Source organism: Pseudonocardia sp. ICBG1293, assembly GCF_020131355.1.
In the GTDB taxonomy this organism is placed as follows: Bacteria; Actinomycetota; Actinomycetes; order Mycobacteriales; family Pseudonocardiaceae; genus Pseudonocardia.
Map to the genome: position 1 here is coordinate 173,426 of NZ_JAHLEL010000040.1, position 23,356 is coordinate 196,781.

The window sequence follows — 23,356 nt, forward strand, 5'->3', positions numbered from 1 at the left end:
CTCAGACCTCCACGAGCTCGCGCGGCAGCCCGGTCAGCGCCCGGGCCGGGCCGCCCGCGACGACGTGCAGGGTGTCCTCGATCCGTACCCCGCCGCGGCCGTCGAGGTAGACCCCCGGCTCGACGGTGACGACGTTGCCCGCCTCGATCCGCCCGGTGGCGGCGACGCCGAGCCACGGCGGCTCGTGCACCGCGAGCCCGACGCCGTGGCCGAGCCCGTGCGGGAACCTCTCGCCGTGGCCCGCGTCGGCGATCACCGCACGGGCGGCGGCGTCGACGGCGGTGACCTCGGCACCGTCGACGAGGGCGGCCCGGCCCGCGACGGCCGCGGCGTCGACCAGGGCGTGCAGCTCGCGCTGCCAGTCCGCGGCCGGGCCGAGACAGAACGTGCGGGTGGTGTCGGAGTGGTAGCCGTCCAGCGCCGCCCCGAAGTCGATCTTGACGAGGTCGCCGCGGCGCAGCGCGCTGCCGGTGGGGCGGTGGTGCGGGATCGCGGAGTGCGGGCCCGCGGCGAGGATCGTGTCGAACGCCGGGCCGTCGGCGCCCAGGTGGCGCATCCGGTCGTCGAGGTCGCGGGCGACCTGCGCCTCGGTGCGGCCGGGCCGCAGACCGCCGTCGTCGAGCAGCGCGCGCAGCGCGGTGTCGGCGAGCGCGCAGGCCGCGGCGACCCGCTCCACCTCGGCCGCGTCCTTGACCGCCCGCAGCCGCCCCACCAGGCCGGGGGCGCGGCGCAGCCGGCGTCCCGGGACGGCGTCGCGCACGGCGGCCAGCCCGTCGACGGTGATCGTGGCCGAGTCGTAGCCCAGGGTCCGGCCCGCCGGGACCCGGGCCGCGGCGGCCGGGGCGCTCGGCCGGTCGACGAGCACCTCCAGGTCCGGGCACTGCTCGGCGGCCTGCACGCGGTAGCGGCCGTCGGTGCACAGCAGGTCCCCGCCCGGCTCGGCGGCGACCACCACGGCCGCGTTGGAACCGGTGAACCCGGTCAGGTGGCGGACGTCGAGCAGGTCGGTGACCAGCAGCGCGTCCAGACCGGCGGCGGGCAGCAGGGCGCGCAGGGCGTCGCGCCGGGCGGGGTGGGACATGCCCCGAACCCTATGTCTAGGGTCGCGGCCATGGGTCTCTACTTCCGCCAGCTGCTGTCGGGCCAGGACTACGCCGTGGGTGACCCGGTCGCCACCCAGATGGTCAACTTCTCCTACCTGATCGGCGACGACGAGACCCGGGAGGCCGTGGTCGTCGACCCCGCCTACTCCCCCGACGAGCTGCTCGCGGCCCTCGACGCGGACGGCATGCGGCTGACCGGGGTGCTCGCCACCCACCACCACCCCGACCACGTCGGCGGCACGATGATGGGCTTCGACCTGGTCGGCGTCGCGCAGCTGATCGGGTCGCACCCGGTGCCGATCCACGTGCAGCGCGCCGAGGCCGACTACGTGACCCGGGTGACCGGGCTGTCGGCGACCGACCTGACCCCGCACGACCACGACGACGTCCTCGAGGTGGGGAACGTGGCGATCCGGCTGCTGCACACCCCCGGCCACACCCCGGGCAGCCAGTGCTTCCTCGTTCCGGACCCGGACGGTGACCGGCTGGTCGCCGGGGACACCCTGTTCCTGCAGGGCTGCGGGCGCACCGACTTCCCCGGCGGGGACACCGCGCAGATGTACCACTCGCTCCAGCAGCTGGCGGCGCTCAAGGGCAACCCCACCGTCTACCCGGGGCACCGCTACTCCCCGGCGGCGCACGCGCCGCTGGAGGACGTGCGCCGCACCAACACCGTGTACCGGGCGTCGTCGGCGGAGCAGTTCGTCGCGGCCTTCGGGTCGTGACCACGCCGGGGCCGAGGGCCCGGCGGTGACACCGCGGGCGGTGGCGCTCGTCGAGGGCGCGAGCGACGCGGCCGTGCTGGAGGGCCTGGCGCGCCGGCGCGGCACACCGCCCGGGACCACCCGGATCGTGGTGCTGCACGGCTACACCAACCTCGGCAGCGCGCTGCGGGCGCTCGCCCCGGCCGCTCCCGAGCGGGTGTCGGTGCTGTGCGACGCCGGCGCCGCCGCGTACTGCAGGCGGGTCGCCGGGCCGTCGGTGCCGGTCCGGGTGTGCGACGCCGACCTGGAGGACGAGCTGCTGCGCGCCCTGGGCCCGGACCGGGTGCACGCGCTGCTCGACGCCCACGGCGAGCTCGCCGCGCTGCACGCACTGGCCCGTCAGCCGGGCCGCCGCGACCGGGGCGAGGTCGAGAACCTGCGCCGGTTCCTGTCCGCCCGCTCCGGGCGCAAGGTCCGGTGGGGTGCGCTGCTCGCCGGCGCGCTGGACCCGGGCGCGCCACCGGACCCGCTGGCCCGGGTCCTCGACGACGTCGGGCTCTGAGCGTCACCGGCCGGCGCGGTGGTCGCCCCGCCGTGGTGGTAGCGGTCGGCGGGCCGCCGGGTGTGCGGCCGCCGCCCGCAGAACCACCTCAGCCGCTGATCGCGGCGTAGGCGGTCGCCAGCAGGCCTGCGTCCGGGCCCTCCAGCCGCCCGGGCTTCGCGAGACCGTCGAGGACGACGAAGCGCAGCGTCCCGGCGCGCGACTTCTTGTCCCCGCGCATGGTCGCGGTCAGCTCGTCGAGCACACCGGGCTCGTAGCCGGTCGGCAGACCGACCAGCTCCAGCACCTCGCGGTGCAGGTCGGCGGTGGCGTCGTCGAGGCGTCCGGCCGCGCGGGCGAGCTCGGCGGCGAACACCAGCCCCACCGCGACCGCGTTGCCGTGCCGCCAGCGGTAGCGCTCGCGACGCTCCACGGCGTGGCCGAGGGTGTGGCCGTAGTTGAGGATCTCGCGCAGGTGCGACTCGCGCAGGTCCGCGCCGACGACGTCGGCCTTCACCCGGATCGCGCGGCGGACCAGCTCGGCGAGCACCGGCCCGGCCGGGTCGAGCGCGGCGGCCGGGTCGGCGCGGACGCGGTCGAGGATGACCGGATCGGCGATGAACCCGGCCTTCCACACCTCGGCGGACCCGGCGACGAGCTCGGGACGCGGCAGCGTGCGCAGGGTGTCCAGGTCGACCAGGACCGCGGACGGCTCGTGGAAGGCACCGCCCAGGTTCTTCCCGGCCGCCGTGTTGATCCCGGTCTTGCCGCCGACCGCGGCGTCGACCATCGCGAGCAGCGTGGTCGGGACGTGCACGACCCCGATCCCGCGCATCCAGGTGGCGGCGACGAACCCGGCGAGGTCGGTGACCGCGCCCCCACCGAGACCGACGACGACGTCGGCGCGGGTCAGCCCGGCCGCGGCGCAGGCGTCCCAGCAGTCGGCCAGCGAGGACAGCGACTTGCCGTCCTCGGCGTCGGGGACCTCGTGCAGCGCGGCGGCCAGCCCGGCGGCGGCGAGCTCGTCCCGCGCGGCCGCGGCCCGGTCGGCGAGGGTCGGCGGGTGCAGCACGAGCACCCGCCCGGCACCGGTGCCGGCGACGACCCCGGCCAGGCGGGCGGCGACCCCGGCGCCGACGAGCACCGGATAGGGCGCTGCGGTCCGCACGTCGATGCGGACGGCCCCGTCGGGCTCGACGGTGCCCGAGTCATCCGGCAGCCCGGTGCCGGGGTCGGGGGTCGGGCCGGTCATCGGGCCTCCGCCCGCTCGGCGCCGTCGCCGCCCTGCGGCGCCCCGAATCCGGGTGTCGGGAGCGTCGAGTCCTGGCGCGGGGTGGGGCGGTCGTACGGGTCGGCCGCGTCGGGCGAGGCCTCGGGCAGGGTGTCCGGTCCGAGGTCGAACGCGGCCAGCACGGCGGCGACGACCTGGTTCGGGCTGCGCCGCACCGTGCTCACCTGCACGGTGGCGACCTCGGCGTAGAGCGGTGCGCGCTCGGCGAGCAGCGCGCGGAAGGTGGCGCGCGGGTTCACCCCGGCGAGCAGCGGGCGCGCCGCGGACATCCCGGTGCGCCGCATGCCGTCGGCCAGGTCGACCTCGAGCGCGACGACGCGGTGCCCGGCGAGCAGGGCGCGGGTCTCGGCGGCCAGCACCGACCCGCCGCCGAGGGCGAGCACGCCGTGTCCGGCGTGCAACTGCTCGGCGACGACCTCGCGCTCCAGGGCGCGGAACGCGGGCTCGCCCTGCTGGACGAACATCTCCGCGATCGGCGTGCCGATGCGCTCGACGATCGCCGCGTCGGTGTCGGCGAACCCGAGCCCCAGCCGCCGGGCGAGCAGGGTCCCGATGGTGCTCTTGCCGGACCCGGGCGGCCCGACCAGCACCACCCAGGGACGGCCCTGCGCGTCCGGGCCGGGCCCGGTCACGGCTGCCCCCCGAGGTAGGAGGCGACGTTGCGGCGGGTCTCGTCGAGCGAGTCGCCGCCGAACTTCTCCAGCGCGGCCTGGGCCAGCACCAGCGCCACCATCGTCTCCACGACCACTCCGGCGCGCGGCACCGCGCAGGCGTCCGAGCGCTGGTGGATGGCGGTGGCCTCCTCGCCGGTCGTGGTGTCGACGGTGCGCAGTGCCCGCGGCACGGTGGAGATCGGCTTCATCGCGACCCGCACCCGGACCGGCTCGCCGTTGGTCATGCCGCCCTCGATGCCGCCGGCCCGGTTGGTGAGCCGGGTGACCGGGACGGTGCCGGCCGGGCCCTGCCCGGGCGGTCCGGCGGGGACCATCTCGTCGTGGGCGACCGAGCCGCGCCGGTGCGCGGTGCGGAAGCCGTCGCCGATCTCGACGCCCTTCATCGCCTGGATGCCCATGAGGGCGGCGGCCAGGCGGGCGTCGAGACGGCGGTCGGCCTGGACGTAGGTACCGACACCGACCGGCATGCCGTAGGCGATGACCTCGATGACCCCGCCGAGGGTGTCGCCGGCGTCGTGCGCCGCGTCGATCTCGGCGGCCATCGCGGCGCCGGTGGCGTCGGTGAACGCGCGCACCGGGTTGGCGTCGATCCGGTCGAGGTCGCCGGGGCCGGGCAGCGGCTCGTCGTCCGGGGCGTCGACGGCGCCGATGCCGACGACGTGGGACACGACCGTCACCCCCAGAGCCTGCTGCAGGAACGCCTTGGCCACGGTGCCGAGCACCACCCGGGCGGCGGTCTCCCGGGCGCTGGCCCGCTCCAGGACCGGGCGGGCCTCGTCGAACCCGTACTTGGTCATGCCGGCGAGGTCGGCGTGGCCGGGGCGGGGCCGGGTCAGCGGCGCGTTGCGGGCGCGGTGGGCGATCAGCTCCGGGTCGACCGGGTCCGCGGCCATCACCGTCTCCCACTTGGGCCACTCGGTGTTGGCGATCCGGACCGCCACCGGCCCGCCCTGGGTGACGCCGTGCCGCAGGCCGCCCAGGACCTCCAGCTCGTCGGCCTCGAACGCCATCCGCGGGCTGCGGCCGTAGCCGAGCTTGCGGCGGGCCAGCTCGGCCTGCAGCTCCTTCGTGGTGACCGAGACACCGGCGACCATGCCCTCCAGCACGCCCACCAGGGCCGGGCCGTGGGACTCCCCGGCGGTGATCCATCGCAGCACGGCGACCATCCTCTCACCCGGTCACGACGGGCCCCGACGGCACCACGACCGTCCCGGCGACGACGGCCAGCGCGGCACCGAGCAGGACCGGACCGTGCGGCAGCCTGCTCCCCCACCCGGCCCGCCCGGCCACCACCGCCGCACCGGCTACGAGCGCCGAGGCGACCGCGGTGAGCACCGCGACGGCGGGCAGCGCCGCGACGGCGGGCAGCGCCGCGACGGCGGGCAACGCCGCGACGGCGGGCAACGCCGCCTATCCGGCGCCGGCCACTGCGGCGCCCACCGGGCCGGCCAGCTTCACGTCGCCCCCACCCAGCGCGGCCGGGAACAGCAGGTGCACCAGCAGGTAGGCGCCACCGAACAGCACCGCCCCGCCCAGGCCGCGCAGGACCGCGGCACCCCCGGCCGGGACGAGCGCCAGCAGCACCAGCCCGAGCGCCGGCAGGGTCAGCGCGTCCGGCAGCCTGCGGCGCAGCAGGTCGGTCGCCGATCCCGCGACGGCGAGCCAGCACAGCACGACCAGCAGTGCGGCCCACCGCGGATCGAGCCACCCGACCCGCACCGCACCGCCCGCGAGCGCCCCACCCGCCGCGAGCGCGGCCTCGCACCACGGGGGCGGCACCGGGGCGCCGCGCGGCAGCCCGGCCAGCCACCGGCGGGTCAGGACACCGGCGAGCAGGCCCGCGGCGGCCGCGGCGGCGCAGACGATCGGGAGCGGGGTCATGCTCCGATCCTGCGGCCTGCCGGGCGCACGGAACCCACCGATCGCCCGCCTGTGGACAACTCCCCCGGCCGGGGCAGGATGAGCGGCGTGGACTCCCGTGCGCCCCAGGGCGACCGCCGGGCCGGGGCGGTGATCCGGGCCGAGGTCGGGCACGGCGTCGCCGAGCTGGTGCAGGACGCGGCGCGGCCGTCGTCGTGGACGTTGCTGCTCGACGGGACCGCCCAGTCCCACGTCGACCTCGCCGACCCCGAGCACCTCGAGTTCGAGTACGTCCGCCGGATCGCCCACCTCGTGGACCTCGCCGCGCCGCCCGCGGTGCCGCTGCGGGTGCTCCACCTGGGCGGCGGGGCGTGGACGCTGGCCCGCTACGTCGCCGCGACCCGGCCCGGGTCGCCCCAGACCGTCGTCGAGCTCGACGAGGAGCTCGCCGCCCTGGTCGCGCACCGGCTCCCGGGCCCCGGGGTCGAGGACGGGCTGGTCCTGGTGGCCGGCGAGGCACGCGCCGGCCTGGCCCGGTTCGCGGCCGGGTCGTTCAACCTCGTCGTCGTGGACGTGTTCGCGGGTGCCCGCACACCCGCCCAGGTCACGACGGCGGAGTTCCTCGCCGCGGTCCGCCGGGTCCTGGCACCGACCGGGATCCACGTGGCCAACCTCGGCGACGGTGCCCCGGGGCCGTTCCTGCCCGGCCAGATCGCGACGGCCGGGGCGGCGTTCGGCGAGCTCGCGCTCGTCGCCGCCCCGGACGTGCTGCACGGGCGCCGCTTCGGCAACCTCGTGCTGGCCGCGTCGGACCGGGAGCTCCCGGTGCCCGGCGTGACCCGGCGCGCGGCCGGGGACCCGTTCCCGGCCCGGGTGCTCGACGACGCGGGCACCCGGGCCCTCGCTCGTGGCGCGGACGTGGTCACCGACGCGTCCGCGGTCCCCTCACCCCGGCCCCCGGACGGCTTCTGGGGCCAGTAGTCACGCCAGCGACGGGTCGACCAGGACCTTCATCTTGCGGCCGGCGTGCAGCGCCTCGAAGCCCTCCTCGACGACGTCGCGCATCGCGATCCGCTCCATCCAGCCGGTGGTGTCGTAGTGGCCCTGCGCCATCAGCTCGATGACCGCCCGGTAGTCGGAGTGGGTGTAGCAGAGCGAGCCCTGGATCCGGGACTCGCCGAGGACCAGGTTGAGCAGCGGAGTCACCAGCGGGGTCTCGTAGATCGCGACGGAGACCATCGGGCGGCCCGCGCCGAGGGTGTCGAGCGCCGTCGCGACGGCCGGGGCCACGCCGGCGGCGTCGTAGCAGGCGTCGGCACCGCGGCCGTTCGTCAGGTCCGCCACGATCGCCGGCACGTCCTGCGAGGTCGGGTCGAGGGTCTGCGCGCCGAGCCGCTCGATCGCGCCGCGCCGGGTCGCCGACGGCTCGACCACGCGGACGTCGTCCACGCCCAGGCCGCGCAGGGCGAACCACAGCCCGATCCCGATCGGCCCGGCCCCGAACACCAGCGCGGTGCCACCCGGGTCCACCTCGCCCAGCTTCGCCGCGTGGTAGGCCACCGACATGGGTTCGACGAGCGCGCCCATCTCCAGGGACACGTTGTCCGGCAGCGGATGCAGCATGTGCGCGGGGACCACCGTGGTCTCGGCCATCCCGCCGTCGGCCATCAGCCCGTGGAAGCCGATCTGCGCGCACACGTTGTAGCGGCCCTCCGAGCAGCGCGAGCAGGTGCCGCAGGTGTAGAGCGGCATCACCGCGACCCGGTCGCCCTCGGCGACGCCCTCCACCCCCGGCCCGATCTCGACGACGGTGCCGGAGAACTCGTGGCCGAGGGTCAGCGGCAGCTCGCGACCGGTGAGCGGGTGCTTCTCCCCGTTCGGGATGAAGATCGGGCCCGCGTAGTACTCGTGGAGGTCCGAGCCGCAGATCCCGTTGAACCCGACCCGCAGCCGGACCTCGCCGGGGCCCACCTCGCCCTCGGGCACGTCGGTGATGTCGAGGTCCCCGGGTCCCCGGTAGACGACCGCACGCATCGCTGGCTCCTCTCGCCTGACGTCGTTGTCAGGTCCCGGTGTACCGGCGCGCGGTGAGCGCCGTCACGGGTTGGGCCGGGGTTGCATGCACGCCCCGCGATGGGTCAGAACGCCCCGGCGGCGCGGGCGCGGTCGACGTTGCCGAGGTGCTCGGGATAGGTCGTGGCGAAGCACGAGACCCCCTCGGTGGTGCACCGCACGAAGAACAGCCACGGCCCCGCGGCCGGGGACTCCGCGGCCGACAGCGCCGCGGTGGACACCGAGGCGACGGGCGTCGGCGGCAGCCCGGTGTTGAGGTAGGTGTTGTACGGCCCGGGGGTGTTGCGGGCCTCCGCGGTGGTGCGCAGCGCCTGCACGTCGAGCGGGTAGTTGACGGTCGAGTCCATCTCCAGGCGCTGGTTCACCGCCAGCCGGTTCTCGATCACCCGTGCCACCTTGGGCATGTCGGGGGCGAGTGCCTCCTTCTCCACGACCGAGGCCAGCACGAGGGTGCGGTAGGCGTCCTCCCCGCCCAGTCCGGCGGCGTCGAGCCGGGTCGCCGACGCGGTGAGCACCTGGCGCAGCACCTGCTCCGGGGTCCCGCGCGGGTCCAGGTCGTAGGGGCCGGGGGCGACCAGGCCCTCCATCCGGCGCTCGGGCGCGGCGGCCCGGTAACCCGCGCGGGCCCACTCGGGGACGGCGATCGCGGCGGGGTCGGCGTCGGCCATGGCGCCGCGCAGCGCGTCGACGCCGGTGCAGCGGGCGTCACCGTCCGCGGTGCCCAGGCAGGTGGCGCGGGAGATCTGGGACAGCACGCCCGGGGAGACCGTGCCGTCGGGGGCGCGGGTGTCGTCGAGCTGGACACCGCCCTTGACGTCGAAGAACCCCACCCGGCGCTCCGGGTCGAGCAGCCCCTGCACGGCGGAGTCCCCGGACATCTGCGAGCGGAGCTCGTAGTAGCCGGGCTGGACCCGCTGGATGGCGGGCTCCTCGGCGGCGGCCTCGACGAACGCGGCCCGGGACTTCACCACGTCCAGCCCGACCAGGGACTCCCCGATCGCGCTGGTCGAGTCGCCCGACTCGACCCGGACCACGACCGATCCGCTGCCGGAGCCGGAGTAGTCGTCGGCGCCGCGCAGGTACAGCCCGGCCGCGACGAGGACCGCACCGGCCAGCAGCGCCGACCCCAGCAGGGCGAGCCGCCGGCGCCGGAAGTGCACCGGGGTCGGCCGGTGCCGGACGGGCCCCGCGGTCACGCTCACACCGGGCCCCGGGACGTCACGTCGTTCTCGCCGGCGCCGGTCACGGGGACGAGGGTATCGGCCGCGGGAGCCGGGGGCGCTCACCCCCGGTGGCGGTGATCAGCTCCCGCGGGTGGTATCCAGCCAGCCCTGCAGGATCGCCACCGCGGCCTGCTGGTCGATCACCGCGCGCTGCCTGCGGCCACGCACACCGCGCCCGGCCAGCTGCCGGGTCGCGACGACGGTGGTCATGCGCTCGTCGGTCAGCTCGACCGGCACGTCCAGCCCCGCCTCCAGGGCCGCGGCGAACTCCCGCGCGGCGACGGCGGCCGGGCCGTCCTCGCCGCGCAGGTTCCGGGGCAGCCCCAGCACGACGCCGACGACGTCGTGCTCGGCCACCAGCTCGGCGATCCGGCGCACGTCGGCGCCGTTCTCCGCATCCCGGGGCACGGTCTCGACCGGGGTCGCGAGGATCCCGTCCGGGTCGCACATCGCGACGCCCACCCGGACGGCGCCGACGTCGATGCCGAGGCGCCGTCCGCGGGTGGGGGTCACGGGCGCAGCGCGGCGCGCAGCTTCTGCACCGCGGCGTCGATCCCGGCCGGGTCGGTGCCGCCGCCCTGCGCGAGGTCGGGCTTGCCACCCCCGCGCCCGCCGACGGCGGCGGCGAACTCGCCGATCAGCTTCCCGGCGGCGATCCCGCCGTCCCGGGCCGCCTTCGTGGTGGCGACGACGAAGGACACCTTCTCCCCGTCGACGCCGAACAGCGCGACCACGCCGGGCCGCTCGCCCAGCTTCCCGCGCACGTCCGCGGCCAGGGTCCGCAGGTCGTTGCCGGACACCCCGTCCGGGGCGGTGACCGCGACGAGCGCGGTGCCGTCGAGGTCCTCGGCCTGCTGGGCCAGCGCCCCGGCCGAGGCCAGCACGGCGTCGGCGCGGTGCTTCTCCAGGTCGCGCTCGGCGGTCCGCAGCCGCTCGACGATCCCATTGATCCGCTCCGGCAGCTCCTCCGGGCGCGCCTTGAGCTGGTCGGCGAGCTGGTTGACCAGCAGATGCTCGGTGGTGGCGTGCTTGAAGGCGTCGATCCCGACCAGGGCCTCGACGCGCCGCACCCCGGAACCGATGGAGGCCTCCGACAGCACGCGGACCAGGCCGAGCTCGCCGGTGCGCCCGACGTGGGTGCCACCGCACAGCTCGCGCGAGTAGTCGCCCATGTCGACGACGCGCACGCGGTCGCCGTACTTCTCGCCGAACAGCATCATCGCGCCGAGCGTGCGGGCCTCGTCGATGGAGGTCTCGTAGGTCTGGATCTCCCGGTCCTCCTGCAGGACCGCGTTGACCTCCTCCTCGATCTCGACCAGCGCCGCGGGCGGCACGGCCCCGGTCGGGGAGGTGAAGTCGAACCGCAGCCGGCCCGGGGCGTTGAGCGACCCGGCCTGGGCGGCGGCGCTGCCCAGGGTGCCGCGGACCCCGGCGTGCACGAGGTGGGTGGCGGTGTGCGCGCGCGAGATCGCCGACCGGCGGGTGCGGTCGACCTCGGCGACGATCTCGGCGTCGAGGGTCACGGTGCCGGCGGTGACCACGCCGCGGTGCACCCGCAGCCCGGCCACCGGGGACTGGACGTCGTCCACGCGGACCTCGAAGGACGCGCCGCGCAGCACGCCGGTGTCGGCCTGCTGGCCGCCGGCCTCGGCGTAGAACGGGGTGCGGTCGAGCAGCACCTCGACCTGCTCGCCCTCGTGGGCGGCGGGCACGGTGGCGCCGTCGCGCAGCAGCCCGACGACCCGGGACTCCGACTGCAGCGTCTGGTAGCCGAGGAAGTCGGTGGCGCCGTGGGGGTCGAGCACGGCCCGGTAGACCGAGGCGTCGACGAAGCCGACCTTGCGCCCGGCGGCGTCGGCCTTGGCCCGTGACCGCTGCTCGTCCATCAGCGCGGTGAAGCGCTCCCGGTCGACGGTGAGCCCGGCCTCGGCGGCCATCTCCAGCGTCAGGTCGATCGGGAAGCCGTAGGTGTCGTGCAGCGCGAACGCCTGGTCACCGGGCAGCGTGTCGCTGCCGGCGGAGCGGGCGCGGGACACCGCGCCCTCGAAGATCCGCTCACCGGCGGTGAGCGTGGCCCGGAAGGTGTCCTCCTCGGCCCGGATGACGGCGGAGATCCGCTCGAAGTCGGCGGTGAGCTCGGGGTAGGTGGGCGACATCGTCTCGCGCACGACCTCGGCGAACTCGCCCAGGCAGGGTCCGGTCACGCCGAGCAGCCGGGCCGAGCGCACGATGCGGCGCAGCAGCCGGCGCAGCACGTAGCCGCGGCCCTCGTTGCCGGGGGTCACACCGTCGCCGACGATCATCATCGAGGACCGGGCGTGGTCGGCGATGACGCGGAACCGGACGTCGTCGGTCTCGTCGGCGCCGTAGCGGCGGCCGGACAGCTCCTCGGCCTTGGCGATGACCGGGCGGACGAGGTCGGTCTCGTAGACGTTGTGGACGTCCTGGAGCAGGAACGCGACCCGCTCGACGCCCATGCCGGTGTCGATGTTCTTGTGCGGCAGGGTGCCGACCGGCGGGTGCCCCTTCTTCGGGGACAGCTCGCCGCGCTCGTCCTGCATGAAGACGAGGTTCCAGATCTCGAGGTAGCGGTCCTCGTCGGCCTCGGGGCCGCCCTCGGCGCCGAACTCGGGGCCGCGGTCGACGTAGATCTCCGAGCAGGGGCCGCCGGGGCCGGGCACGCCCATGTCCCAGTAGTTGTCGTCGCCGCCGCGGCGCTGGATGCGCTCCTCGGGCAGGCCCGCGATCTCCTTCCAGAGCGCGATGGCCTCGTCGTCGTCGTGGTAGACGGTGACCCAGATGATCTCGGGGTCGAAGCCGTAGCCGCCCTCGTCCTGGCTGCGGGTGATCAGCGACCAGGCGAACTCGATGGCCCCGCGCTTGAAGTAGTCGCCGAAGGAGAAGTTCCCGGCCATCTGGAAGAAGGTGGTGTGCCGGGTGGTCCTGCCGACCTCGTCGATGTCCGGGGTGCGGACGCACTTCTGGATCGAGGTGGCGCGCGGGTAGGGCGCGGGCACGTCGCCGAGGAAGTACGGCTTGAACTGCACCATGCCCGCGTTGACGAACAGCAGCTGCGGGTCCTCGAGGATCAGCGAGGCGCTGGGGACGGGCGTGTGCCCGTTGCTCTCGAAGTGGGCGGTGAAACGACGGACGATCTCGTGGGTCTGCACCGGTGGGTCTCTCGTGACGGGTACGGCTGGCGACGGGTCGGCGACGGGGCGGGCGACCTGCGCCCGCGCCACACCGTAGGCCGCGCGGCGTGGGGACGCCGCGGGAGGCCGGTCGTGCCAGGTTACCGGCACCCGGAGGAGGGAACGGCCGGTGCCGGTGCACGCCCGAGCGCACCGGCACCGGCCGTCTGCGGGTCCCGCCGTGCCCCCGGCCCGGGAGGTCGGCCGAGGGCGGCGGCGGGTCCGCCGTCACGCCCCGGTCAGACCGCGACCGGCAGCGGGGCGTCGACGGGGGGCCGCGGCGCGGGGACGACGACCCGGGGGGTGCGCGGGGACGGGACGACCGCGACCCGGTCACCCGCGCGGCGCGCCGCGCGGTCCGTCAGCTCACGGCGCAGCCGCTGCAGGGCGCGGTGCTGGGCCACCCGGACCGCGCCGGGGGTCGAGCCGAGCACGTCGGCGGTCTCCTCCGCGGTCAGCCCGACCGCGATCCGCAGCGTGAGGATCTCGACCTGCCGGGGGCCCAGCAGGTCCAGGAGGTCGGACAGGCGGTCGTTGCGCTCGGCGTCGAGCACGACCTGCTCCGGGTCCTCCTCGCGGCCGGGCCGCTCGGGCAGCTCCTCGACGGCGTCGCAGCGGTTGCGGGCCATCGCGCGGAACGCGTCGGCGATCTTGTGCCGGGCGATGCCGAACACGAACGCGCGGAACGACATGCCCGAGGGCCGGTAGTGCGGCAGCACGGACAGCACGGCCATGCAGACGTCCTGGGCGACGTCGTCGGCCGATCCCAGGATGGTCTCGCGCCGGCCCAGCCGTGCCCGGCAGAACCGCTCCACCTGCGGCTGCACCGTCGCCAGCAGCAGTGCGACCGCGCGCCCGTCACCGGCGACGGCGGCGGCCAGCATCTCCGGCGGGAGCAGGTCCGCCGCCTGCCGGGTGTCGGGTGTCGGCCTCCTCGGTGGCGTCCTCGGGTGCGGTGGCGATGGCCACGGGTCCGTCGTGCATCTGCCCAGCTCTCCTCGGTCGCGACCCGGTGGCCGCGTCAGGCGCCGGCACCGCGTGCGTCCGGCCACGGGCCGGACGGTGCGACTGTCGCGCTGTCCTGTGCCGGTGGTGGTCGGCGCTGCCGGCAGGTCCGCTCGGCCGCGCCCCGGCCTGCGATCAACACTTCCGGTGCACCCTTTCGGGGTCAATCAACATGCACAATTTGCGGTATAGGTCGACGGACAGTAGGGCGCGCACCGCCGAACAGGGCAACCCGCGGACCGGCCGGACGTCACCCCTCCCGCAGGGGGGTCCTCGCCCGCGGGCGTGACCCGCGCGGAGCACTGTCGTTGGGCCGGGTGTCACACCCCGCTCGCCCGAAGGACCGCTCGTGCCTCTGCGTCGCCCGCACCGCCTCCTGCTCGCCGCCCTCGGCACCGTCGCGATCGGTGTGGGGGTGGCCGTGCCGGCCACCGCGGACCCCGCGCTCCCCCCGGTCACGGTCGGCGACGACGCGGCCGCGGCCCTGGTCCCGGCGGTGACCGAGGCGCTCGGCCCCGCGCTGGCCGGGACCTGGCTGGCCGACGGGCGGCTGATGGTCGGTACCTGGGACGCCGCCTCCGCCCCGCTGATCTCGGCGCTCGGCGCGACCCCGGTGGTGCGCGAGGAGCCGCGTCGCGACCCGGTCGCGGTGCTGTCGTCGCTGGCGGAGCGCACGGCCTCGGGCATGCCGGCCGGACTGGACTCCTACGGCGTGGACCCCCGCACGGAGCAGGTCGTGCTGAGCGTCGTCGACGGGCCGGGGGCCGATGCGCTGGCGGCGGGCCTGACCGGTGGTCTGGACCCGGCGGCGGTGCGGGTGGAACGGGTGGCCGCGCCGGCGCACCGCCAGGCGGCGGTCGCCGGGGGTGACACCATCACCGACGGCACCCGTCGCTGCACCGCGGGGTTCGCCGCGTCCGACGGCGCCGGGGACTGGCTGATCACCGCGGGCCACTGCACCCGGGGCTCGTCGTCCTGGTACACCACCGACGGCTCCACGATCGGCTCCGAGGTCGAGTCCGCCGGGCGCGGGGTCGACGTCGGCGCGATCGCGGTCGACCCGGACACCGTGTCGGCGACGGTGTCGGGGACCCGGGTGACGGGCAGCCGTCCCGCACCCGCCGGTTCCACGGTCTGTCTGTACGGCTCGACCAGCGGCCGGTCCTGCGGCACGGTCCAGCGCACCGACATGACGGTCAACTTCGAGGGCCAGAGCCAGTCCGGGCTGACCTCGGTCTCCGCGTGCGCCCGGGAGGGTGACTCCGGGGCCCCGTACATCACCTCGTCCGGGCAGGCCCAGGGCGTGCACACCGGTGCCGGCGGCGAGGGCAACTGCACCAGCTACTTCACCCCGATCGGCACCGCGACCAGCGCGCTCGGCCTGACCCTGCGGACCGGCTGAGCGTCCGGGCTCAGTCCCGGGTGCCGCGCACCACGCGGCGCAGCTTCGGCAGGCGTTCGGCCAGGACACGTTCGTGCCCGCGGCCGGACGGTGCGTAGTAGTCGACGCCCACCACGTCGTCGGGCGGGTACTGCTGGCGCAGGGCGCCGTCGGGGTCGTCGTGCGGGTAGCGGTAGCCGACGGCGTTGCCGAGCTTCTGCGCTCCGGCGTAGTGGCCGTCGCGCAGGTGCGGGGGCACCCCACCGACCTTCCCGGAGCGGACGTCGGCCATCGCGGCGTCGATCGCGGTGATCACGGCGTTCGACTTGGGGGCGGTCGCCAGGTGCACGGTGACCTGGGCGAGCGCGATCCGGGCCTCCGGCATCCCGACGAGCTGCACGACCTGGGCGGCCGCGGTCGCGGCGAGCAGCGCGGTCGGGTCGGCCAGCCCGACGTCCTCCGAGGCGTGGATCATGAGCCGGCGCGCGATGAACCGGGCGTCCTCCCCCGCGACGAGCATCCGGGCCAGGTAGTGCAGGGCGGCGTCGGGGTCGGAGCCGCGGATGGACTTGATGAACGCGCTGATGACGTCGTAGTGCTGGTCGCCGGCCCGGTCGTAGCGCACGGCCACCTCGGTCACCGCCCGCTCGACCGCGGCCAGGTCGATCACCGGGTCGCCGCCCGCGCCGAGGACCCCGTCCGCGGCGGCCTCCAGCGCGGTCAGGGCCCGGCGCCCGTCGCCCGCGGCCAGTCTGACCAGCGCCTGTTCACCGTCCTCGGCGAGCTCGACGGCCGAGTCCAGGCCCCGTCCGGACGCGACGGCGCGCCGCAGCAGGGTGCGCACGTCGTCCTCGCCGAGGGTCTGCAGCTGCAGCACCAGCGAGCGGGACAGCAGCGGCGACACCACCGAGAACGACGGGTTCTCGGTGGTCGCCGCGACGAGCAGGACGAGCCGGTCCTCGACCGCGCCCAGCAGGGCGTCCTGCTGGGTGCGGGAGAAGCGGTGGACCTCGTCGATGAACAGGACCGTGGTCGTCCCGCTGCGGTCACGCCGGCCCCGCGCCTCGGAGATGACCGCCCGCAGCTCCTTGACCCCCGCCGAGAGCGCCGAGAGGGCGACGAAGTGCCGGTCGGCGCCACCGGCGCCGGCCATCAGCCGGGCCAGGGTGGTCTTGCCGGTGCCGGGCGGGCCGTAGAGCAGCACCGACGCCGCGGCGCCGCCGTCCAGCAGGCGCCGCAGCGGGGCGCCGGGCTTGAGCAGGTCGGCCTGGCCGACGACCTCGTCGAGGGTGCGCGGACGCATCCGCGCGGCGAGCGGTGCGTCGGGGCGGACGGCGTCGCCGTCACCGCTGTCGTACTCCTCGCCCCCGGGGTCGATGTCGAACAGGCCGTCGGTGCTCATCGCATCCAGCCTGCCAGGACACCGGCCCCGGGGAGCAGGGGCACCTCAGGCGCGGTCGATCTCGTCGGCGAGGACGGGGGTGTGCACCGGGTTGTGCTCGTGGAAGCGGCACTCGGCGTAGGTGACGATCATGGCGGCGACACCGGCGATCTGCAGCGGCAGCTGCAGCAGCGTCCCCACCACCCCACCCAGCACGGGGCTGATCAGCGCCAGCGGGCCGGCGATGACCAGCGAGACGATCACCGAGTACGCGACCGCGATCAGGAAGAAGACCACCAGCCGGCCGAGCACCGGGAAGAACCGGGGGTTGACCAGGGCGAACGTGCGACCGATCCCCGCCCGCTCGATCACGACGACGCCGATCAGCCCGGCGGTGAACACCACGCCCAGGTAGATGCCCGGGAGGATCAGCAGGAAGAACCCGATGACGAACAGCAGCCCGGCCAGCAGCGACCAGCCGATGACCGGCAGCGCGCGGTTCTTCGCGAACGCGATGACCTGTTCCTGGCTCCACGGGCGCTGGGCGGCGTCGCGCACGACGACGAACACCGACGCCGCGTAGCCGAGCGCCGACAGCACGACGGTGACCACGGCCAGGAGCAGGCTGGTCAGGCCGAGGCCCGCCGCGAAGCCGGCACCGAGCTCGACGGGGTCGAACGACGACCGGGTGCCGCTCCCGTCGACGAGGTAGCTGATGCCGCTGAGGATCGCGGTCGGGATGAGCACGATCAGGTTGATGAGCAGCAGCGGCTTCCAGCTCCGCTGCAGCACGCCGACGATCTTGGAGAACCAGTCACCGAAGGAGAACGGCACCAGCGGGTCCGGAGACGTGCCCGAGGGCAGCGGGGCGCCGCCGGCGGGGTAGGCCGACTGACCGTAGCCGCCCTGCGGGTACTCGCCGCCGTACTGCTGACCGGCCGGGTACTGGCCCGGGTACTGCTGACCGGCCGGGTACTGGCCCGGGTACTGCTGACCGGCCGGATACTGGCCCGGGTACTGCTGACCGGCCGGATACTGGCCCGGGTACTGCTGACCGGCCGGATACTGGCCCGGGTACTGCTGACCGGCCGGATACTGGCCCGGGTACTGCTGACCGGCCGGATACTGGCCCGGGTACTGCGCCTGGCCCCCGTACTGCTGGCCTCCGTACTGCTGCTCGCCGTACTGCGGCTGCCCGCCGTACTGCTGCTGCCCGCCGTACTGCGGCTCCGGGGCCGGTCCGCCGTACTGCGGAGGCCGGCCGTACTGCCCCGGCTCCGGGGCACCGGTGCCGCCCTCCTCCCCGGCCTGCCGCGCACCGGGGTGCTGCGCACCCGTCTGGTCGGCGCTCCCGGCCCCCTGTCCGGGCTCGTGGGCGCCACCGGGCGTCGCCGGTCCCGCGGGACCGTCCTGCGGGTCCTCGCCGCGCGGCGGTTCGTTGCTGCTCATGCGCGCGGACCCTAGTGTCGCGTAAACGATGTTCTTTGACCGGGTCGGCAGTGGTTGAGTAGGTGGTCTGCGGGTTTGGTCCAGATGAACGGGTGGCAGCGTTCGTTCCAGCCGTCGATGAACCGGCCGATCGCGCCGATCAGTTCTCTGACGCTGCCGAAGCTGCCACGGCGAATGGCCTGGCGGGTGATGACCCCGAAAAAGACCTCGACCATGTTCAGCCACGATCCCGAGGTCGGGGTGAAGTGCAGGGTGATCCGCGGGTTGCGGGCCAGCCAGGCCTTCACTGCGGGGTGCTTGTGGGTCGCGTAGTTGTCCACCACCAGGTGCAGCTTGCGCCGCGGGTAGGCCTTCGCGACCTGCTTGAGGAACCGCAGGAACTCCTGATGGCGATGCCGCGGCAGGCACGCCTGCTCGACCCGCCCGGTCGCGACCTCTAACGCCGCGAACAGCGTGGTGGTGCCGTGACGGACGTAGTCATGCGTCCGTTTCTCCGGGATACCGGGCATGATCGGCAGGATCGGCGCTGTCCGGTCCAGGGCCTGGACCTGGGATTTCTCGTCGACGCAGAGCACGACGGCCTTGTCCGGCGGGTTCAGATACAACCCGACGATGTCGCGGACCTTGGCTTCGAGCTCGGGATCGGTGGAGAACTTGAACGTCTCGGACTTCCACGGCTGCAGCCCCCACCGCCGCCAAATCTTGCCGATCCACACGTGGGAGATCCCGAGCTCGGCACCGAGCAGCCGTGACGACCAGTGCGTGACTCCGAGCCGCTCAGGCGGCGGTTCCAGCGTGGCGAGCACGACCGCGACCTCGTCGATCACCGGCGGCCGGCCCGCCTTGGGCCGGTCGGCCAGCCCGGCGATCCCCTCAGCGGCGTAACGCTTCTTCCACCCGATCACCGTCGCCTTCGACGCCCCGACCAGTGTGACGATGTCCTTGACCGCCACCCCGTCCGCGGCCAGCAACACGATCCTGCCCCGTCGGGCCAGTCCCGCCGAAACCGACGAGGAACGCAGCCAGGACTCCAGCACCTCGCGGTCGGCGGCCGGAACGTCCACGGTCACAGTCAACGGCACAGCTCATGATCCCGTAAACCAGCCCGTGAGTAAAGTAACCTAGTTACCGCAACACTAGTTGCGGGCGGGGGGCGGTGGCGCCGAATTCACCGCCTCGGACCCGATTCGTGACCGTCGGGGACACACCGTGATCGTCACGGACCCCGGATCGTCGCCGGAACGCAACGCCGCGGACGTGCGGTGTCACCGCCCCGCAACAGAGCCCGTGCACGCTCACGGGGCATGGACACGATCCCGAGTTGCCCGCTCTGCTCCCGTCAGCGCACCCCCGCCGACGTCCGCGGACTCGCCTGGAGCAGCCACCACGGCCCGTCCGGCACGGTGTACGTGTGCGGACCGTGCACGCGCACCCACCTCCTCGACCTGGAGTGCGGTCTGCTCGACCCCGCCCGCGCCGGCGTCGCGCAGGCGGCCGTCGTGGCGCCGCTCCCGCAGGCCGCCTGACCGGGAGGACGGCGCGGGCCGGTGCCGACCCGCCCGGCCCGCGGCACGACGGCGGGCAGCCGTCGTAGGGTCACGCCGTGCGCGAGATCCTCGAGTTGCTCGAACGTGACGCGTCGTTGAGCCACGACACCGTCGCCACCATGCTGGGTCTGCCCCGGGACGAGGTCGACGCCCGGATCGCGGAGTGGGAACGCTCCGGGGTGATCCGCAGGCACAAGGCCGTCGTGGACTGGGCCCGGTACGAGGACGGTGGCGACGGACACGCCGGTGCCGGCCGTGCCGGCGCGCAGGTCACCGCGTTCATCGACGTCTCGGTCGCCCCGGCCCGCGGGGTGGGGTTCGACGACGTCGCCGCCCGCATCTCCCGCTTCGGCGAGGTCCGCGACTGCTACCTCGTCTCCGGCGGGCACGACCTGCGCTGCACGGTCGTCGGCCCGGACATCCGCGCGGTCAGCGACTTCGTGTCCCAGAAGCTGTCCACGATCGACCGGGTCCGCTCGACCGCCACGCACTTCGTGCTGGCCACCCACAAACGCGACGGTGACTCCTTCGCCGAGCCCGAGCCCGACCACCGGCTCCCGGTGACCCCGTGAAGCCGCTCAACACGACGATCTCGGCGATCCCGCCGTCGGGGATCCGGCGGTTCTTCGACATCGCCGCCGAGATGGACGACGTCATCTCCCTCGGGGTCGGCGAGCCCGACTTCGTCACGCCGTGGCGGATCCGCGAGGCGGGCATCTACGCCCTGGAGCGCGGTTACACCACCTACACCGGCAACGCCGGCCTGCCGAGGCTGCGCGAGCTGGTGTGCGCGGACCTGGCCTCGCGCTACGACGCCCACTACGACCCGGCCACCGAGTGCCTGGTGACGACCGGGGTGTCCGAAGGACTGGACCTGGCGTTCCGGGTGCTGCTGGACCCGGGCGAGGAGGTCATCGTCCCGGAGCCCTGCTACGTCGCCTACCAGCCGTGCGTGGCGTTCGCCGGTGGTGTCCCGGTCGGGGTGCCCACCCGTGCCGAGGACGGTTTCGCCATCGACATCGCCGCGGTGGAGGCCGCGGTGACACCACGGACGAAGGCGATCCTGATCGGCTCGCCCGCGAACCCGACCGGTGCCGTGCAGCCGCCGGAGGTGCTGCGCGAGCTCGTCGCGCTGGCCGAGCGGCACGACCTGTACCTGCTCTCCGACGAGATCTACGACCGGCTCACCTACACCGGCGCCCACACCTGCCTGGGTGCGGTGCCCGGTGCCCGGGAGCGGACCGTGGTCCTGGGCGGCTTCTCCAAGGCCCAGGCGATGACGGGATGGCGGGTCGGGTGGCTCGCCGCGCCGGAGCCGATCGCCGAGCTGTGCCTGCGGGTGCACCAGTACACGATGCTGTGCGCACCGCACGTCTCGCAGATCGCCGCGATCGAGGCGCTGACCAGCGCGGAGGGCGACGTCGCGGAGATGGTGGCCGACTACGACCGCCGGCGGCGGGTGTTCGTGAAGGGCCTGCGCGAGGCCGGGCTGGACTGCCCGGAGCCGGCCGGGGCGTTCTACGCCTTCCCGTCGATCCGCGTGTCCGGGCTCGACGCCGAGACCTTCGCCGAGCGGCTGCTGCGCGAGGAGTCGGTCGCGGTGGTGCCGGGCAGCGTGTTCGGGCCCTCCGGCGAGGGACACATCCGCTGCTCGTACGCGACGGCGCTGCCGCAGCTGGAGCAGGCCGTGGAGCGGATCGGGAACTTCCTGCGACGCCTGTAGCCCGGCGGACCCGGATCGCCGGGGTCAGGCGGGCACCTTCCGCTCCCGCGCACCCTCCACGAGCCCCCGCACCATCACCGGCCCGAGGTCCCGGGTCCGCCGCACGAGCCACGGCACGCCCTGCACGACCAGCCACGCCCCGCGTTGCCAGGCGGCCACCGCGCGGCCGCCGGCCGCGTCGAGACCGACCTCCCCCGGCACCGCGAACCCGGCCGCACCGAGCAGCCCGGCGAAACCGCGGGCCAGCCGCCGGTGCCCCCGCTCGGAGGGGTGCAACCGGTCCACGCTCCACGCGGCCGGGTCGTAGCTCCCGGCGGTGTCCAGGTCCAGGATGCCGACGGCGGACCGTCCCGTCGCCGCGACGGCGTCGGCCACCGCCCCGTCGACGGCCCCGTTCAGCGCCGCGATCCGGGTCGCGAGCGCCCGCTGCAGCGGGCCCGGCAGCGGCCAGACACGGGCGTGGTCGTGGAAGCGGAGCAGCAGCACCGTCGCACCGGTGCGCAGCAGCGGCTCCAGCGACCCGGCGCAGTCGCGCCGGATCCCGGCCGGGTCGAAGTCCGAGCGCAGGGTGTCGTTCATCCCGGCGCACAGCACGACGACATCGGGTCCCGACATCGCGGCCGCGGGGACCTGTCCGTGCCGGACCTCGGCCATCCGGGCACCGGTCCGGGCGTGGTTGTCCAGCCGGACCGAGCCGGGGTGGGCGGGGTCGTCGAGGGCGTCGCGCAGCAGCGGGCCGAACCCCCGCCAGCCACCGCCGGGCAGCGGGTCGCCCAGGCCGACCGCGGTGGAGTCGCCCAGCAGGACCAGGTGCCGGACGGGCCGTCCGGCCGCACACGGCGCGGTGACCGGACGGGCGGGGCGCAGCGCCGGGTCGACGACGGACGGACGCGCGGTCATCGGGGACACCCCGACACCCTCACCGCCGCAGCCACCGGGTCCGTGTGCAACCGGTGACGGGTCCCGTACCGCCGTGGGAACTCTGGGGGCCGGACCCCTACCACTCGCCGCCGCGGAAGGCGGGGAACAGCGGCAGCGTCGACGACGCGTCCGGGAAACGGGTGTCGAGCGCGGTGACCACGGCCTCGGCCAGTGCCGCCGTCGCCGGCCGGGCGGTCGCCTCCGCGGTGACGCCGAGCCGTCGCCAGTAGTGCCGCAGCGCGGTGGAGATCCGCGGCGACCGGCCGGCGTCGGAACCGATCGGTCCGTCGCGCTCGGGCACCCGCGGCAACAGCCGCCAGGTCGACCACCACACCCACAGCACCTGCGCGTCGGCCAGCCGCGACCCCAGCAGCTCCGGGTCGTCGAGCTCGGGCCAGACCGGTGCGACCTCGGCCCGCCAGGCGTCGAGCATCGCGTCGGCGACGGCGTCGGGCAGCGCGAAGCTCGACGAGCAGCCGGGGAACGGCACCCGCACGTAGGCGGCGTCGAGGACCACGTCGCGGAAGCAGCCCCACTCGAAGTCGACGAACCGCACCCCCCGGCTGGTGACCAGGTTGTTGTCCGGGCAGGTGTCGGACGGGCTGAACGCGCGGAACCCGGTGCCGCCGAGCAGCCGTACGCCACCCCGGGCCTCCCAGAGCGCCAGCTCCGGCACCTCGACGCCGAGGATCCCGGCCAGCAGCTCCGGCAGGCCGGCCAGCGCGGCGCGGGCCTGGTCGGCGACCGGGTCCCGGCGCGCCTTCTCCCCCAGCCTGCGCAGCAGCGCACCGAAGTCGCCCTCCCGACCGGCGGTCGCGGCCTGCATCCGGCCGAGCCCGCGGGCCCAGCCGAGCAGGCAGGTGCGGGCGGCCTGGGCGTCCGGGCCGAACAGCTTGTCGGCCAGGGTCAGGCTGCGGCCGAGGTCCTCCAGGACGAGCAGCCGCTGCTCGGGGTCGTGCGCGATGATCACCGGGCTGGGCCGGACGTCGCTGGGCAGCGCGGTGAACAGCTGGCAGGACGCCACCTCGTAGCGGAACGGGTCCGACACCAGGTCCGCGCCGTCCGAGCCGTCCTCGGGCGGGGCGTAGTGCTTCACCACGACGCTGCGCCGGTCGGAGAACGGGTTCTTCGCCATCCGCGCCCGGGCGACGACCGAGCGGCCGCTGCCACCCAGGTCCTCGGGCTCGAACAGCACCACCTCCGAGCCCGCCCGCCGCGACAGCAGCCGCGCGGCCCCGGCCACCGCCGCGACCGCGCCCGGAGTCGACTGCGGATCGGTCATCGAAGGG

At 75.1% G+C, this 23,356-nt stretch carries 23 protein-coding genes and 1 pseudogene; 7 read left to right on the forward strand and 17 right to left on the reverse strand.

Annotated elements, in window-relative coordinates; genetic code table 11:
• Position 1: 1 nt before the first annotated feature.
• Positions 2-1,081, reverse strand: a complete 1,080-nt coding sequence (locus tag KPF47_RS19070; RefSeq protein ID WP_224390103.1) for a Xaa-Pro peptidase family protein — start codon at positions 1,079-1,081, stop codon at positions 2-4.
• A gap of 30 nt (positions 1,082-1,111) precedes the next feature.
• On the opposite strand from KPF47_RS19070, the gene KPF47_RS19075 reads away from it, so the two are divergent.
• Both KPF47_RS19075 and KPF47_RS19080 read left to right on the forward strand, forming a co-directional pair.
• The gene (locus tag KPF47_RS19075; protein ID WP_224386153.1) at positions 1,112-1,828 is read left to right on the forward strand and encodes an MBL fold metallo-hydrolase; all 717 of its coding nucleotides are present in this window, start codon (positions 1,112-1,114) and stop codon (positions 1,826-1,828) included.
• 25 nt (positions 1,829-1,853) lie between these two features.
• Positions 1,854-2,369: a hypothetical protein gene (locus KPF47_RS19080; RefSeq protein WP_224386152.1), complete on the forward strand. Its 516-nt coding sequence runs from the start codon at positions 1,854-1,856 to the stop codon at positions 2,367-2,369.
• Between the two features lie 88 nt (positions 2,370-2,457).
• On the opposite strand, the gene aroB is transcribed toward KPF47_RS19080, so the two are convergent.
• The 5 genes from aroB to KPF47_RS19105 are packed head-to-tail and all read right to left on the reverse strand — an operon-like array spanning position 2,458 to position 6,194.
• A complete protein-coding gene (gene aroB / locus KPF47_RS19085) occupies positions 2,458-3,600 on the reverse strand; it encodes a 3-dehydroquinate synthase (protein ID WP_224386151.1) in 1,143 nt (380 codons plus the stop codon).
• Positions 3,597-4,271, reverse strand: a complete 675-nt coding sequence (locus tag KPF47_RS19090) for a shikimate kinase (RefSeq protein WP_308015271.1) — start codon at positions 4,269-4,271, stop codon at positions 3,597-3,599. The genes aroB and KPF47_RS19090 overlap by 4 nt, the downstream gene beginning before the upstream one ends.
• Complete coding sequence (gene aroC, locus KPF47_RS19095; RefSeq protein WP_224390104.1) at positions 4,268-5,470, reverse strand: chorismate synthase; 1,203 nt, start codon at positions 5,468-5,470, stop codon at positions 4,268-4,270. The genes KPF47_RS19090 and aroC overlap by 4 nt, the downstream gene beginning before the upstream one ends.
• 13 nt (positions 5,471-5,483) lie before the next feature.
• Positions 5,484-5,717: a hypothetical protein gene (locus KPF47_RS19100; RefSeq protein WP_224390105.1), complete on the reverse strand. Its 234-nt coding sequence runs from the start codon at positions 5,715-5,717 to the stop codon at positions 5,484-5,486.
• Positions 5,718-5,723: 6 nt separating this feature from the next.
• The gene (locus KPF47_RS19105) at positions 5,724-6,194 is read right to left on the reverse strand and encodes a prepilin peptidase (protein WP_224390106.1); all 471 of its coding nucleotides are present in this window, start codon (positions 6,192-6,194) and stop codon (positions 5,724-5,726) included.
• 78 nt (positions 6,195-6,272) lie between these two features.
• On the opposite strand from KPF47_RS19105, the gene KPF47_RS19110 reads away from it, so the two are divergent.
• Entirely contained in the window at positions 6,273-7,154 is an 882-nt protein-coding gene (locus tag KPF47_RS19110) for a spermidine synthase (RefSeq protein ID WP_255660039.1), read from the forward strand.
• Here KPF47_RS19110 and KPF47_RS19115 read toward each other — a convergent pair whose 3' ends face one another.
• From KPF47_RS19115 to KPF47_RS38905, 6 genes and pseudogenes are all read right to left on the reverse strand, one after another.
• Positions 7,155-8,207, reverse strand: a complete 1,053-nt coding sequence (locus KPF47_RS19115; RefSeq protein WP_224390108.1) for a 2,3-butanediol dehydrogenase — start codon at positions 8,205-8,207, stop codon at positions 7,155-7,157.
• A 104-nt stretch (positions 8,208-8,311) separates the two neighbouring features.
• Complete coding sequence (gene mltG / locus KPF47_RS19120; RefSeq protein WP_224390109.1) at positions 8,312-9,442, reverse strand: endolytic transglycosylase MltG; 1,131 nt, start codon at positions 9,440-9,442, stop codon at positions 8,312-8,314.
• A gap of 105 nt (positions 9,443-9,547) precedes the next feature.
• Positions 9,548-9,982: a Holliday junction resolvase RuvX gene (ruvX, locus tag KPF47_RS19125; protein ID WP_224390110.1), complete on the reverse strand. Its 435-nt coding sequence runs from the start codon at positions 9,980-9,982 to the stop codon at positions 9,548-9,550.
• Positions 9,979-12,639 carry an alanine--tRNA ligase gene (gene alaS, locus KPF47_RS19130; RefSeq protein ID WP_224390111.1) on the reverse strand — a complete coding sequence of 887 codons (2,661 nt, stop codon included), beginning with the start codon at positions 12,637-12,639 and terminating at the stop codon, positions 9,979-9,981. The genes ruvX and alaS overlap by 4 nt, the downstream gene beginning before the upstream one ends.
• A 383-nt stretch (positions 12,640-13,022) precedes the next feature.
• Positions 13,023-13,544: pseudogene (gene shbA, locus KPF47_RS19135) on the reverse strand (RNA polymerase sigma factor ShbA); the annotation flags it as partial.
• Positions 13,519-13,644: a hypothetical protein gene (locus KPF47_RS38905; RefSeq protein ID WP_255659983.1), complete on the reverse strand. Its 126-nt coding sequence runs from the start codon at positions 13,642-13,644 to the stop codon at positions 13,519-13,521. The gene KPF47_RS38905 and the pseudogene shbA, both read right to left, overlap by 26 nt.
• Positions 13,645-14,014: 370 nt before the next feature.
• Here KPF47_RS38905 and KPF47_RS19140 point away from each other — a divergent pair, with 370 nt between their 5' ends.
• Complete coding sequence (locus tag KPF47_RS19140) at positions 14,015-15,067, forward strand: trypsin-like serine protease (RefSeq protein ID WP_224390112.1); 1,053 nt, start codon at positions 14,015-14,017, stop codon at positions 15,065-15,067.
• A gap of 10 nt (positions 15,068-15,077) precedes the next feature.
• On the opposite strand, the gene KPF47_RS19145 is transcribed toward KPF47_RS19140, so the two are convergent.
• The 3 genes from KPF47_RS19145 to KPF47_RS19155 are packed head-to-tail and all read right to left on the reverse strand — an operon-like array spanning position 15,078 to position 18,952.
• The gene (locus KPF47_RS19145) at positions 15,078-16,448 is read right to left on the reverse strand and encodes a replication-associated recombination protein A (RefSeq protein ID WP_224390113.1); all 1,371 of its coding nucleotides are present in this window, start codon (positions 16,446-16,448) and stop codon (positions 15,078-15,080) included.
• A gap of 45 nt (positions 16,449-16,493) precedes the next feature.
• Complete coding sequence (locus tag KPF47_RS19150; RefSeq protein WP_224390114.1) at positions 16,494-17,876, reverse strand: hypothetical protein; 1,383 nt, start codon at positions 17,874-17,876, stop codon at positions 16,494-16,496.
• A gap of 11 nt (positions 17,877-17,887) precedes the next feature.
• The gene (locus KPF47_RS19155) at positions 17,888-18,952 is read right to left on the reverse strand and encodes an IS630 family transposase (RefSeq protein WP_255658826.1); all 1,065 of its coding nucleotides are present in this window, start codon (positions 18,950-18,952) and stop codon (positions 17,888-17,890) included.
• A 228-nt stretch (positions 18,953-19,180) separates the two neighbouring features.
• Here KPF47_RS19155 and KPF47_RS19160 point away from each other — a divergent pair, with 228 nt between their 5' ends.
• The 3 genes from KPF47_RS19160 (at position 19,181) to KPF47_RS19170 (ending at position 21,146) form a co-directional block, all read left to right on the forward strand.
• The gene (locus KPF47_RS19160; protein WP_224390115.1) at positions 19,181-19,402 is read left to right on the forward strand and encodes a hypothetical protein; all 222 of its coding nucleotides are present in this window, start codon (positions 19,181-19,183) and stop codon (positions 19,400-19,402) included.
• Positions 19,403-19,479: 77 nt separating this feature from the next.
• Positions 19,480-19,995 carry an Lrp/AsnC family transcriptional regulator gene (locus KPF47_RS19165; protein WP_224390116.1) on the forward strand — a complete coding sequence of 172 codons (516 nt, stop codon included), beginning with the start codon at positions 19,480-19,482 and terminating at the stop codon, positions 19,993-19,995.
• Positions 19,992-21,146: an aminotransferase class I/II-fold pyridoxal phosphate-dependent enzyme gene (locus KPF47_RS19170; protein WP_224390117.1), complete on the forward strand. Its 1,155-nt coding sequence runs from the start codon at positions 19,992-19,994 to the stop codon at positions 21,144-21,146. The genes KPF47_RS19165 and KPF47_RS19170 overlap by 4 nt, the downstream gene beginning before the upstream one ends.
• Before the next feature lie 24 nt (positions 21,147-21,170).
• Here the strand turns inward: KPF47_RS19170 and KPF47_RS19175 are convergent, their stop codons facing one another.
• A complete protein-coding gene (locus KPF47_RS19175; protein WP_224390118.1) occupies positions 21,171-22,046 on the reverse strand; it encodes an SGNH/GDSL hydrolase family protein in 876 nt (291 codons plus the stop codon).
• A 97-nt stretch (positions 22,047-22,143) separates the two neighbouring features.
• The gene (locus tag KPF47_RS19180; RefSeq protein WP_224390119.1) at positions 22,144-23,349 is read right to left on the reverse strand and encodes a hypothetical protein; all 1,206 of its coding nucleotides are present in this window, start codon (positions 23,347-23,349) and stop codon (positions 22,144-22,146) included.
• Positions 23,350-23,356: the final 7 nt, after the last annotated feature.

Coding starts and splice junctions, on each gene's coding strand:
- KPF47_RS19070 (WP_224390103.1), bottom strand. CDS start 1,081: ATGTCCCACCCCGCCCGGCGCGACGCCCTGCGCGCCCTGCTGCCCGCC.
- KPF47_RS19075 (WP_224386153.1), top strand. CDS start 1,112: ATGGGTCTCTACTTCCGCCAGCTGCTGTCGGGCCAGGACTACGCCGTG.
- aroB (WP_224386151.1), bottom strand. CDS start 3,600: ATGACCGGCCCGACCCCCGACCCCGGCACCGGGCTGCCGGATGACTCG.
- KPF47_RS19105 (WP_224390106.1), bottom strand. CDS start 6,194: ATGACCCCGCTCCCGATCGTCTGCGCCGCCGCGGCCGCCGCGGGCCTG.
- KPF47_RS19110 (WP_255660039.1), top strand. CDS start 6,273: ATGAGCGGCGTGGACTCCCGTGCGCCCCAGGGCGACCGCCGGGCCGGG.
- KPF47_RS19115 (WP_224390108.1), bottom strand. CDS start 8,207: ATGCGTGCGGTCGTCTACCGGGGACCCGGGGACCTCGACATCACCGAC.
- KPF47_RS38905 (WP_255659983.1), bottom strand. CDS start 13,644: ATGCACGACGGACCCGTGGCCATCGCCACCGCACCCGAGGACGCCACC.
- KPF47_RS19145 (WP_224390113.1), bottom strand. CDS start 16,448: ATGAGCACCGACGGCCTGTTCGACATCGACCCCGGGGGCGAGGAGTAC.
- KPF47_RS19150 (WP_224390114.1), bottom strand. CDS start 17,876: ATGAGCAGCAACGAACCGCCGCGCGGCGAGGACCCGCAGGACGGTCCC.
- KPF47_RS19160 (WP_224390115.1), top strand. CDS start 19,181: ATGGACACGATCCCGAGTTGCCCGCTCTGCTCCCGTCAGCGCACCCCC.
- KPF47_RS19175 (WP_224390118.1), bottom strand. CDS start 22,046: ATGACCGCGCGTCCGTCCGTCGTCGACCCGGCGCTGCGCCCCGCCCGT.
- KPF47_RS19180 (WP_224390119.1), bottom strand. CDS start 23,349: ATGACCGATCCGCAGTCGACTCCGGGCGCGGTCGCGGCGGTGGCCGGG.